General features: G+C 65.5%; 10 protein-coding genes. 6 read left to right on the plus strand and 4 right to left on the minus strand.

All coding sequences use genetic code 11. From position 1 onward, the window contains the following. Positions 1–6: 6 nt before the first annotated feature. On the minus strand, positions 7–987 hold the full coding sequence (locus ACFVHY_RS01935) for an enoyl-CoA hydratase/isomerase family protein (RefSeq protein WP_390267672.1): 981 nt from the start codon (positions 985–987) through the stop codon (positions 7–9). 441 nt (positions 988–1,428) lie between these two features. Next, positions 1,429–2,163 carry a TetR/AcrR family transcriptional regulator gene (locus tag ACFVHY_RS01940; RefSeq protein ID WP_390267675.1) on the minus strand — a complete coding sequence of 245 codons (735 nt, stop codon included), beginning with the start codon at positions 2,161–2,163 and terminating at the stop codon, positions 1,429–1,431. Positions 2,164–2,664: 501 nt separating this feature from the next. Here ACFVHY_RS01940 and ACFVHY_RS01945 point away from each other — a divergent pair. From ACFVHY_RS01945 to ACFVHY_RS01960, 4 genes are read left to right on the plus strand one after another with little or no spacing between them, the layout of a single operon-like run. Continuing rightward, on the plus strand, positions 2,665–3,507 hold the full coding sequence (locus ACFVHY_RS01945) for an SDR family NAD(P)-dependent oxidoreductase (RefSeq protein ID WP_390267678.1): 843 nt from the start codon (positions 2,665–2,667) through the stop codon (positions 3,505–3,507). A 43-nt stretch (positions 3,508–3,550) separates the two neighbouring features. Then, positions 3,551–3,745 carry a ferredoxin gene (locus ACFVHY_RS01950; protein ID WP_390267681.1) on the plus strand — a complete coding sequence of 65 codons (195 nt, stop codon included), beginning with the start codon at positions 3,551–3,553 and terminating at the stop codon, positions 3,743–3,745. A gap of 36 nt (positions 3,746–3,781) precedes the next feature. Beyond that, on the plus strand, positions 3,782–5,017 hold the full coding sequence (locus ACFVHY_RS01955; protein ID WP_390267684.1) for a cytochrome P450: 1,236 nt from the start codon (positions 3,782–3,784) through the stop codon (positions 5,015–5,017). 26 nt (positions 5,018–5,043) lie between these two features. Then, the gene (locus tag ACFVHY_RS01960; protein ID WP_390267687.1) at positions 5,044–6,795 is read left to right on the plus strand and encodes an FAD-binding protein; all 1,752 of its coding nucleotides are present in this window, start codon (positions 5,044–5,046) and stop codon (positions 6,793–6,795) included. Positions 6,796–6,883: 88 nt separating this feature from the next. Here ACFVHY_RS01960 and ACFVHY_RS01965 read toward each other — a convergent pair whose 3' ends face one another. Both ACFVHY_RS01965 and ACFVHY_RS01970 read right to left on the minus strand, forming a co-directional pair. After that, positions 6,884–7,720 (minus strand): mycofactocin-coupled SDR family oxidoreductase, encoded by an 837-nt coding sequence (locus ACFVHY_RS01965; RefSeq protein WP_390267690.1) that lies wholly within the window; start codon positions 7,718–7,720, stop codon positions 6,884–6,886. A 50-nt stretch (positions 7,721–7,770) separates the two neighbouring features. Beyond that, positions 7,771–8,895: a cytochrome P450 gene (locus tag ACFVHY_RS01970; protein ID WP_390268798.1), complete on the minus strand. Its 1,125-nt coding sequence runs from the start codon at positions 8,893–8,895 to the stop codon at positions 7,771–7,773. 477 nt (positions 8,896–9,372) lie between these two features. Here ACFVHY_RS01970 and ACFVHY_RS01975 point away from each other — a divergent pair, with 477 nt between their 5' ends. Further along, positions 9,373–10,158: an MlaE family ABC transporter permease gene (locus ACFVHY_RS01975; protein ID WP_390267693.1), complete on the plus strand. Its 786-nt coding sequence runs from the start codon at positions 9,373–9,375 to the stop codon at positions 10,156–10,158. Between the two features lie 6 nt (positions 10,159–10,164). Next, entirely contained in the window at positions 10,165–11,049 is an 885-nt protein-coding gene (locus ACFVHY_RS01980; RefSeq protein WP_390267696.1) for an MlaE family ABC transporter permease, read from the plus strand.

The raw sequence follows: 11,049 nt of genomic DNA on the forward strand, positions 1-11,049 counted from the left end.
GCGGGCTCAGTCGGCGCGACGCCGGCCGGACTTGCTGAGCCGGAAGTCGGGCGGGAAGTGGTCGTCATTGCTCTTCACCGCGTTGTTGATGCCGGCCGACATGGTGTCCTCGTCCAGGCTGAGGGCGTCGGCGTCGGGATGGGCAGTCCCACCGAGCGATTCGAAGAGCGCGGTCAGCATGCTGCCCATGTATTCGCCCTGCGACTGTTTCATCAGCTCGAAGAAGATCTTCTGCATGAACACCGTGTCGGTGGGCCGTGTCCGAGCGCAGGCGCGGGCGTACTTGTCGACCTCGGCCTCGAGCTGATCACGCGGGACCACTCGGTTGGCGAAGTTGCAGTCGTACATCTCCTGTGCGGTGAACGGGCGACCGGTGAAGACCATCTCCTGGAACTTGCGGATACCCATGGTCTGCGCCCACGTCCACATCCGTGGGCCGAATCCGATGTACCGGAACGCCGGATGCCCGAAAAGCGTGTCCTCCGAGGAGATCACGATGTCGGCGTCGGCGGCCTGATAGAAATGCCAGCCGTAACAGTAGCCCTTGGTCTCGACGATGCTGATCTTCTTGAACTCCTGCAGGCTGCGACATCCCGCGGCGGAGTTCGCGTACCACTGCGTGATCATCGCCCCGTGCCGATACGAACCCGGCGGCGGGAAGTTGATCGCGGATTCGTCGTCGACGCGCAGCTCGCGGATCCGGCCCAGCGAGGTGGGATCGGCCTCCATCTCCATCGCCTCCGGGATGTCCGCACCCGAACCGAGATTCGACCCAACACCGCGGATGACGACCACCTTGACGTCGTCGTCGACCGTGGCGCGACGGAGCAGGTCGGCATACCGTAGGCGGGCGGCAGCAGTCGGCGCGTTGAGATGATCCGGCCGGTTGAACGTGATCGTGGCGATCTTCGTCGTCGCGTCCTTCTCGTAGAGGATGATCTCCTCCGCCGATGGGCGATCGTCGGCGATGGCCGCTGCATTCGTCATTGATTCCTCCGGGTCGATGAAAAAGGCGAGTCGATGAAAGGCGGGTCGGGAGAAGGTGGTCGAGCCGTTCGGACCGCGATGTGGCCGAGGTGTGGCGGCCGGGCCACCGAGCCGAGGACGCGGCATCGGAACGACGGCGGGGTGGCCGCCGTACCGGGATACCGGTGTGGTCAGCCGAGTCGAATAGGGGGCTGCAATGCAGGGAACGAACGGTGACGGCCTGTCCGTCGCCGTGTCGGCTCGTCGCCCCCGCTCTGCATGAAGCCAAGTGAACCGCATCACACCAGCAAAGTCAATCAACTGCTTGATTTAGTTGCTCACGCGAACCTGTGAACGCTCCGATGGCACTCGACGCGCACCCGATCCGCGCTCCGCGCCGGCTGCGCCGGTGGTCAGGATCGCATTCGTCGAGGTCGCCGGCCGCTCACCGCCGCGGTGGGGTCACGCGGGCGTGACCGGCGCCGTCCACATACCGACCAGGATGTCGACGAGCCCGGTCGCCATCTCCGCCCAGGTGGACCGGATGAGGGTGGACCCGTCGGCGAGGGCGCGCTCGCGTTGGGCGCACATCTGGATGATCAGGAAGGCCGCGCAGTCGGTCCGCTCGGGCTGCACCTGTGCCGGCAGGTACGGCAGGCACTTGAGCAGTCCGTCGAGAGTCTGCTGTAGCGAGGGGGATTCGCGCCAGGACTCCTCGAACAGGAGGTTTCGCAGCTCTGGGTCGGTCATGAGCTGCGCGCCGAAGCGTGCGAACCAGGTGGGCGAGCCGAGATCGTCGAAACGGGAGGTGATCGGCACCACCTGGCACTCGAGCCAGTCCCGGATGTTGGTGGAACCGCTGATCTGCTCGAGCATCTGCTCGCGACGAGGCTCGATGCCGAGGTGGAAGCGGTTCACGAGCCTGCGGATGAGGTCGTTCCGGCTGCCGAAGTGGTACCCGACGACGGCGGTGTTGCCCTGACCCGCGGCATCGGCGATCTGTCGGTTGGAAACCGCGTAGATGCCGTTCTCGGCGAACAGGCGTTCGGCGGTGTCGAGGATGAGCTCCTGCGTCGCTTCCTTCTTTCCCTGCCGGATCGAGGTACGGCCACGTCGAACGGTGTCGACACCGCTCGACGTGTCGTCGTCGTCGGCCGCCGGTTCGGGGGTCAGGGGATCTGGGGTGGTCGTCACCATGCGTGATGTCCTCACCTGGTCGCGGCCGAGCGGCCTGCCGTAGGTGCCGTCGCTGTCCGGGCCGTCGGCGGCCACGAGCGGGGCGTGGATGTTCTCCAGTGTAAAGCGCGTGTTTGACTTCGTGCCCGCGGTGGGACGCCAAACGAGGTCCGCGGACCGTCGGCGGGCCGAGTGGGACACGCCGCGACATCTACGAGGCGTCTGTGTATCGAGAATTTCAATCAATCGCTTGACATAGGGGCCGCGGGACTGGGACTCTAGGTGCGCGAGAATGAGACGTAGGCCACACCCGATTGGACGCGGGTCATCGAATCCGGCGGCATTCGGTTCTCTGCGCCGGTTCTCACCGTGGTCAGAGGGTTGCAACCGTCGCGTCGCCGATCACATCGCGTCCACCGTCCCGGCGGCACCAGTCCATCCAGCCCTTGAAGAACAAGTCATTTCCATCATCGCCAGGCACCTGCATGTCACCATGCACGACATTCGAAGGACGACCCGCAAATGACCGATGAGTTGGCAGGAAGAGTCGCGATCGTCACCGGCGGGGCATCCGGCCTCGGGCAGGGGATCGTCGAGAAGTTCGCCGCCGAGGGTGCCATCGTCACCATCGCCGACGTCGACGAGGAGGGCGGACAAGAGCTCGCGGCTCAGTGCGGTGACCAGACCCGCTTCCGCCGAACAGATGTCGCGGATCGGGCGGACCTCGCCGCACTCGTCGACGAGGTGGTCGCACGCGACGGTCGCCTCGACGTCATGGTGAACAACGCCGGGATCTCCGGGACCATGCACCCCAGCTTCCTCGACGACGACCTCGCCGATTTCGAGCGCGTGCTGGCTGTCAACCTGCTCGGGGTCATGGCCGGCACGCGCCTCGCGGCGGCGAAGATGGCGGCGGCGGGATCGGGATCGATCATCAACATCTCGTCGATCGGTGGTATCCAACCGGGCGGCAGCGTCATGTCCTATCGCACGTCGAAGGCCGGTGTCATCCACTTCACCAAATCGGTCGCGATCGAGTTGGGACAGCTCGGCGTTCGCGTGAACTGCATTGCGCCGGGCAGTATTCCGACCCCGCTGTTGGCCTCCTCGGCGGTCAAGATGGGCGCGGACGCCGAGACCTTCACCGCCATGATCCGCTCGATGATGGCGGCCAATCGACCGCTCACCCAGGAGGGCACCCCGCAGGACGTGGCCGAGGCCGCCTTGTACCTCGCGAGCGAGAGGGCGCGCTACGTCACCGCGACGATCCTGCCCGTGGACGGCGGGACCGTGGCCGGACCCCCGCGCTCGGCTCCGCAGCCGGCGTCCGACGAGCGCGATCTCGTCGGAGCGGCGGACGACTGATCCGCCGTTACGCCCATTCGTTCTTTCTCCGTAGGAGTCTCACATGAAGATCACCATCGACCAGGACAAGTGCATCGCCTCGGGACAGTGCGTCGCCGCGGCATCGGACGTGTTCGACCAACGCGACGAGGACGGTATCGCGGTCCTCGTCAACGACGACCCGCCGCCGTCCGAGGCCGACGACGTCAAACATGCCGCGGCGATGTGTCCGGCACTCGCCATCCACGTCCAGGACTGATCACTCGAACCCCAGCCAGCAAAGGATCCCCCGCCGATGTCCGAGACCGCAACGCAAGTCCGCAACGAGACCACTCCGCACTTCCCGATGGACCGCGACATGCGCTGTCCGTTTGCCCCGCCGGACGGCACGCGTGTGCTCCGTGAGTCCAATCCCGTGAGCCGCGTGGAGATCTGGGACGGCTCCAAGCCCTGGCTCGTCACTGGTCACGCCGAACAGAAGGCACTGCTGGCCGACCCCAGGATCAGCGTCGACGAGTCCCTGCCGGGATTCCCGCACTGGAACGAGGGAATGGCGGCGAACGTCTCGATGCGGCCGAAGTCGGTGTTCAACTCCGACGGCGAGCAGCACTCGCACTTCCGGCGGATGATGACCAAGGCGTTCACGTTCAAGCGTGTCGCCGCATTGCGACCTTTTGTGCAGGAAACCACCGACGGGTTGATCGACGCGATACTGGAAGGTCCGAGGCCCGCCGACCTGGTCGCCGCACTCGCCTTGCCGCTGCCGACGATCGTGATCTGCCAGATGCTCGGCGTGCCTTACGACAGCCACGACTTCTTCCAGGAGAACGCCGTCCGCAGCGTCGATCGGTATGCGACACCGGACGAGAACATGCAGGCGTTCGCCGCGATGTTCATGTTCATGCACGAGCTGGTCGAGAAGAAGATGGAGGAGCCCACCGACGATGTCATCAGCGACTTCGCGCTGCGCGCGAAGTCGGGCGAGATCGATGTCGCCGAGGCCGCCCAGATGGGTTTGGGCATGCTCATCGCCGGACACGAGACGAGCGCAAACATGATCGCGCTCGGCACCCTGGCGCTCCTCGAGAATCCCGGACAGCTCGCGATTCTCACCGCGGCCGACGGTGACCCGGACGTGATCGGCAACGCGGTCGAGGAGATGATGCGATTCCTTGGGATCATTCACAACGGGCAGCGACGAATCGCTCTGGAAGACATCGAGATCTCCGGTCAGACCATTCACGCCGGCGACGGCGTCATCATGGAACTCGGATCCTCCAACTGGGATCCGGCGGCCTTCCCGGAGCCGGACAAGCTGGACCTCACCCGTGCAGCCCGGCACCACACCGCCTTCGGCTTCGGGCCGCATCAGTGCATCGGTCAGCAGCTGGCGCGTGTCGAGCTCCAGATCGTCTACACGAGTATCTTCCGGCGGATCCCCGACCTACGACTCGCGGTCCCGATCGACGAGATCGAGTTCAAGTCGGACCGCCTGGCCTACGGGGTGTACTCCCTTCCGGTCACATGGTGACGGCCGAGGACGAGGGGGACGGGGCGGTGTCTGACACGGATCACGCAGCGGACGAGGATCGTACGAACCGGGATCGCACAAGCCGTGAACACACCGGGTGGGACCACACGACGGACTTCCTCGTGATCGGCTCGGGTGGCGGCCTCGTCGGCGCGCTGCGAGCATCCGCGCTGGGCATGGACGTACTCGTGGCCGAGAAGTCGGAGATGATCGGCGGCTCGACGGGAATGTCCGGGGGTGTCATCTGGATACCCAACAATCCACTGATGGCGGCGGACGGGGTGGCGGACTCGTACGACGAGGCCACCGCGTACTTCGACTCCGTCGTCGGCAAGGCCGCCGACAGCAGCCCGGCGTCGTCGGACGAGCGCCGCCAGGCGTACTTGCACGGCGGCAACGCGATGTTCGATTTCCTCGTCGGAGAGGGTGTCCCGTTCATCCGCATAGACGGATACAGCGACTACTACGCGGGGGTTCGCGGCGTCGACGGCGGTAAGGCGCACAGCCGGTCGGTCGAGGCGCCCGAGTTCGACACCCGCCAGCTCGGCGAGCTCGCGGGACGGCTGCGACCGCCGGTCGCCGGTGCGATGACGATGTACACCGGTGAGGCCGCGTACATGTCGAATCTGTTCACCCGACAAGGTTTTGCGACGATGACGCGTGTCATGTCGCGCACCGCGTGGGGCCGGTTGCGTGGGAAGCGCAACGTGACCAACGGGGCGGCATTGATCGGATTCGTGCTCAAGGCGTTACGTGCACGCGGTGTCGATCTGTGGACGCAGACCGCACTCGCCGACCTCGTCGTCAGCGGTGGCGAGGTCGTGGGGGCGGTGCTCGATCGTGGCGGCTCCCGTGTCCGCGTACGCGCCCGGCACGGTGTGCTCATCGCGGCCGGGGGCTTCTCCCGTAATCAGGAGATGCGCGACGAGTTCGCGGGCGGTCAACCAGGGCGGGTCGAGTGGACCAGCGCCAATCCGGGAGACACCGGTGAAGCACTGCGCATCGCGATGGCGCACGGCGCCGCCACCGACATGATGGACGAGGCGTGGTGGTTGCCGTCGTGGCTGATGCCCGACGGGGAACCGTCGATGTGCATCAGTGAACGATCCAAACCGCACTCGATCATGGTCGACTCCCACGGGAATCGGTACTTCAACGAGGCGATCGCGTACCAGGAAGCCGGGCAGCGAATGTTCGCCCGGAATCGCTCCGGTGGTGGTGCTCTGCCGAGCTGGCTCATCATCGACAGCCGGCATCGGTCGCGCTACACCTTCGGCTTCGCCCCGCCCGGCAGGACGCCCAAGGATTGGATTCGCAGCGGGGCCATGAAGAAGGCGGCGACCCTGGATGAGCTGGCCCGGCAGTGTGGCATCGAACCCGATACGTTGGCGCGCACCGTCTCCCGGTTCAACGAGTTCGCGCGTTCCGGCGTCGACGAGGACTTCCACCGCGGCGAGGGCGATCACGAGAAGTATCAGGGCGACGCGTCACACAAACCCAACGCGTGCCTGGGCGAGGTCGCCAAGGGGCCGTTCTACGCGGTGGCGATGTATCCCGGTGACATCGGCACCAACGGCGGGTTGCTCTGCGACGAGCGCTCGCGCGTGCTCGACGAGGCCGGGGAGCCCATCGGCGGCCTGTACGCGGGGGGAAACTGCACGGCATCGGTGATGGGCCGCAAGTATCTCGGTGCCGGCGCCACGATCGGGCCGTCGGTGGTGTTCTCCTACCTCGCGGCCGACGACGCGCACCGGAACAGCGGGGTCGTCGGCGGTTAGGCGCCGCCCTGGCGCTCCCGCGCGATCACCGAACACCGATCCGGCCCCTGTCCGATGGACAGGGGCCGGAGCCGTCTTCGGCGTCAGCTCATTTCAGACACGCGCCCGCATCGACGGGGAGAGTGACCCCCGTGATGTAGCGGGCCTCGTCAGAGGCCAGGAACAGCACGGCGTTCGAGATGTCCTCGGGTTCCACCCACGGCACGGGTAGCGTGTTCATCATCTGCGACAGGGGTGCGAAGTCGTCGGGACCGGGATTCTCGAGATCGGGCCGGAACATGCTGTAGGTGGCCTGATTCATGATCATCGGGGTGTTCACCTGGGTCGGGTGAACGGAGTTCACCCGGATGCTGTTCTGCGCCAACTCGATTGCAAGTGTCCGCATGATGCCGATGACGCCGTGCTTGGCAGCGACGTAATGACCGCAGAACGGGTAGGACTTCAGACCGCCGACCGAACTGGTCAGGACGATCGACCCGCCACGTCCGCCGGCGACGATGTGCGGGATCGCCGCCTTGGCCGTGTGCCAGACGCCGGTCATGTTGACGTCGATCATGTCCTGCCAGATCTTCGGTGTCATCTCCTCCAGAGACGAGCCGTTCGTGGCGATCCCCGCGTTGGCGGCAACGATGTCGAGCCGACCGAGCTGCTCGACCCCCGACTTGACGGCCTCGGTGAGCGCGTCGAGGTCGCGGACGTCGACCTTTGCGGTGACCACGCGGCGGTCGTGGGACTTGACCAGCTCCGCCGTCTCGGCCAGGTCGTCCTCGCTGGCCAGATCGAAGGGGACGTTGTCGACCGGCCCGCAGATGTCCACGGCGATGATGTCGGCACCCTCTTCGGCCAACCGCACGGCGTGACTACGGCCTTGGCCGCGGCCCGCGCCGGTGATGAACGCGACCTTGCCTTCTACTCTTCCGGACATGTAGATCTCCTGGTGGTGGGGACCGGCCGCGGTCGGCCGGTTCTTGTGATTCAGAAAGTGGCGGGCAATGTGTCCCAGCCGCGGACTGTCGAGGTGGGTGAGAGTGCGGCGTCGGTCAGGTCGACGTCCCACTCCGGAATCCGCTTGAGGATCTCTTCCAACGCGATCCGACCCTCGAGGCGGGCGAGCGAGGAACCCAGGCAGAAATGCGTTCCGATACTGAACGTCAAGTGCTGTTTGGTGTCCCGATGGATGTCGAAGGTGTCACCGGCCGGGTAGCGGCGATCGTCGCGGTTGGCGGCGCCGATCAACATCATCATCACGCTGCCCTCGGGCACGGTCTGGCCGTGGTATTCGACGTCGCGCGTGACATACCGCGCGACGTGGGGCGCCGGGGGCTCGAAGCGCAGCAGTTCTTCGATCGCATTGTGGATGAGCTCGGGATTCTCCACGAGCTCGCGACGCTGGTCCGGATGTTCGGCGAGAACCTTTCCCGCCCAGCCGATCAGACGTGTGGTCGTCTCGTTGCCTGCTCCGGCGACCACGTTGACGTAGGTCAGGAGCTCGTCACGACTCAGTCGGCGGACTGTTCCGGTCTCGTCCTCGAACTCGACATTGAGCAGCTCGGTCATGATGTCGTCGGAGGGGTGCTCGCGGCGCCAGTCGATGTAGGCGCCGAAGATGTCGCCGGAGACCATACCCTCCTCGGCGGCCTTCATCGGCTTGCCTTCCTCGGTTCGCATCTGGTCGTTCGCGAAGTCGCGGATGGCGGCCTGATCCTCGTCGGGAATGCCCAGCAGCATGCCGATGACCTTCATCGGCATCTGGGCGCCGAGGTCCTTCACGAAGTCGATCCGGCCCGTCCCGATCAGGGGGTCGAGGCTGTCGGCACAGAACTGCCGGATCTGCGGCTCGAGGTCGAACACCTTGCGCGGGGTGAACATCCGGGCGAGGAGTTTGCGGTGGATGTCGTGAATGGGCGGATCCTCGAAGATCAACACCCCCGGCGGTATGTCGATGTTGGCCTTGATCAACTCGAGGATCGCGCCGCGCGCCGAGCTGAACGTCTGATGGTTGATGAGAGCCGCGTTGACGTCGGCGTGGCGACTCAGGGCATAGAAGTCGTGGTCGGCGTTGTAGTAGAGCGGCGCCTCCTCACGGATCCTTCGGAACATCGGGTACGGGTCGGCGTTGAGCTCGACGTCGTACGGGTCGTATCGAACGTCGTTCGCCGTTCCGCTCGTCACGGGACTGGTCGTCACTGATCTGGCCTCTCGCGCGGACTGCATCTGATGGCAGTGCGGACTGCTCGGGGAAGAAACTGTCGTGTCCCGTCGTCACGGTGCCGAGAGCACTTCGTCCCGTCACGGCAGCGGACACGTTCACGAAGTGTGGCCGAATACGGAGCTGCGTGCAAGCGAAACTCTTGCTGAATGAGAATTAGCTTCTCATAGGCGGCTCATGTCGCATTCGCGGCCATGCGCTGATTTCGTCGCAGTTCCATTGATTGTCGAGCGCGGCAGATGGGGTGTTCCCTGATCGTGCATCCCGGGAGTCGGGACGGTGGTTGTCGGCGATCGCGTGTCGTGAGTACATTGATCGCATTCACTGAGAATGTTGTTTTCACAATCTTTCACGACGAAGGGGCGGGGATGCGTCTGACCGGCGGTACGCTCACCCGGTACTCCGAGGCGCCTCTGCGGGCGGTCGGCGGCCTGTTCATGATGGGCGCCGATGCCACGAGGTTCATGTTCCGGCGGCCGTTCCAGTTCGGCGAGTTCCGAGAACAGGCGTGGTTCGTCGCCCGGGTCTCGCTCGTCCCGACTCTGCTGGTGGCGATCCCGTTCACGGTGCTGGTCAGCTTCACCATCAACATCCTGCTGCGTGAACTGGGTGCGGCCGACCTCAGCGGGGCCGGCGCCGCCTTCGGCGCGGTGACCCAGGTGGGGCCGATGGTGACCGTGCTGATCGTCGCCGGAGCCGGAGCCACCGCGATGTGTGCCGACCTCGGATCACGCACGATCCGAGAGGAGATCGAGGCAATGGAGGTGTTGGGGATCAATCCCGTGCAGCGGCTGGTGACGCCGCGGGTGCTCGCCTCCGGATTGGTGGCCCTGCTGCTCAACAGCCTCGTGTGCGTCATCGGGATCCTCGGCGGCTACATCTTCTCGGTGTTCGTCCAGGGTGTGAACCCGGGTGCGTTCGCCGCCGGGATCACGCTGCTCACCGGGACGACCGAGGTGATCATCTCCTCGGTCAAAGCGCTGGTGTTCGGTCTCATCGCCGGGGTGGTCGCGTGCTACCGAGGGCTGATCGTCACCGGTGGAGCCAAATCGGTCGGCAACGCCGTCAACGAGACGGTGGTGTACGCATTCATGGCCCTCTTCGTGGTCAACGTCGTGATCACGGCGATCGGCGTCCAGTTGTCGGCGGGGTGAGCAGCAATGGCCATCATCTCCTCTCCCAAACTGTCGCAACGTACTTCGACGCCCAGCGTGCGGTTCCCTCGGCTCAACCGCGGGGCGCGGCGACCGGTCCAGATCCTCAGCGGCTTCGGTGACCACGCGATCTTCTACGCACGCGCCCTGCGCAGCGTCCCCCACGCGGCGATGCACTATCGCCGGGAGACCATCCGGTTGATCGCCGAGACGAGCATGGGCTCGGGCAATCTCGCGCTCATCGGCGGAACGGTGGTCATCGTCGGCTTCCTGACCCTCGCCACCGGCAGCACTCTCGCCGTGCAGGGGTACAGCACGCTCGGCGACATCGGAATCGAGGCACTGACCGGGTTTCTCGCCGCGTTCATCAACGTGCGCATCGCGGCACCGGTGATCGTCGGCATCGGACTGGCCGCGACCTTCGGGGCGGGCGCGACGGCCCAGCTCGGTGCCATGCGGATCAGCGAGGAGATCGACGCGCTGGAGTCGCTCGGCATCGATCCCATCGCCTATGTCGTCGGCACGCGCATCGCCGCCGGGATGATCGTGATCGCCCCGCTGTACGCGATCGCGCTCATCGCGTCCTTCGCCGCCTGCGAGTTCACGACGGTGGTTCTGTTGGGCCAGTCGACGGGTCTCTACGGCCATTACTTCACGACGTTCCTCAACCCCCTCGATCTCGTGTGGTCTTTTGTCCAGGCGTTCGCGATGGCACTGCTGATCCTCTTGATCCACACCTATTACGGCTACTACGCCCGCGGTGGGCCCGCGGGCGTCGGCGTGGCGGTCGGTGACGCCGTGCGCACCTCGCTCGTCGCGGTTGTCAGTGTCACCCTGCTGATCTCGCTGGCCATCTACGGAACGAACGGCAACTTCAACCTCTCTGGCTGA

The sequence above is a fragment of the Gordonia sp. NPDC127522 genome, from assembly GCF_042672305.1.
Classification (GTDB): domain Bacteria; phylum Actinomycetota; class Actinomycetes; order Mycobacteriales; family Mycobacteriaceae; genus Gordonia; species Gordonia hongkongensis.

Bases quoted from the DNA above. Each gene is read 5' to 3' on its own strand.
- ACFVHY_RS01945 (WP_390267678.1), top strand. From the start codon at position 2,665: ATGACCGATGAGTTGGCAGGAAGAGTCGCGATCGTCACCGGCGGGGCA.
- ACFVHY_RS01935 (WP_390267672.1), bottom strand. From the start codon at position 987: ATGACGAATGCAGCGGCCATCGCCGACGATCGCCCATCGGCGGAGGAG.
- ACFVHY_RS01940 (WP_390267675.1), bottom strand. From the start codon at position 2,163: ATGGTGACGACCACCCCAGATCCCCTGACCCCCGAACCGGCGGCCGAC.
- ACFVHY_RS01970 (WP_390268798.1), bottom strand. From the start codon at position 8,895: ATGTTCCGAAGGATCCGTGAGGAGGCGCCGCTCTACTACAACGCCGAC.
- ACFVHY_RS01965 (WP_390267690.1), bottom strand. From the start codon at position 7,720: ATGTCCGGAAGAGTAGAAGGCAAGGTCGCGTTCATCACCGGCGCGGGC.
- ACFVHY_RS01955 (WP_390267684.1), top strand. From the start codon at position 3,782: ATGTCCGAGACCGCAACGCAAGTCCGCAACGAGACCACTCCGCACTTC.
- ACFVHY_RS01975 (WP_390267693.1), top strand. From the start codon at position 9,373: ATGCGTCTGACCGGCGGTACGCTCACCCGGTACTCCGAGGCGCCTCTG.
- ACFVHY_RS01980 (WP_390267696.1), top strand. From the start codon at position 10,165: ATGGCCATCATCTCCTCTCCCAAACTGTCGCAACGTACTTCGACGCCC.
- ACFVHY_RS01950 (WP_390267681.1), top strand. From the start codon at position 3,551: ATGAAGATCACCATCGACCAGGACAAGTGCATCGCCTCGGGACAGTGC.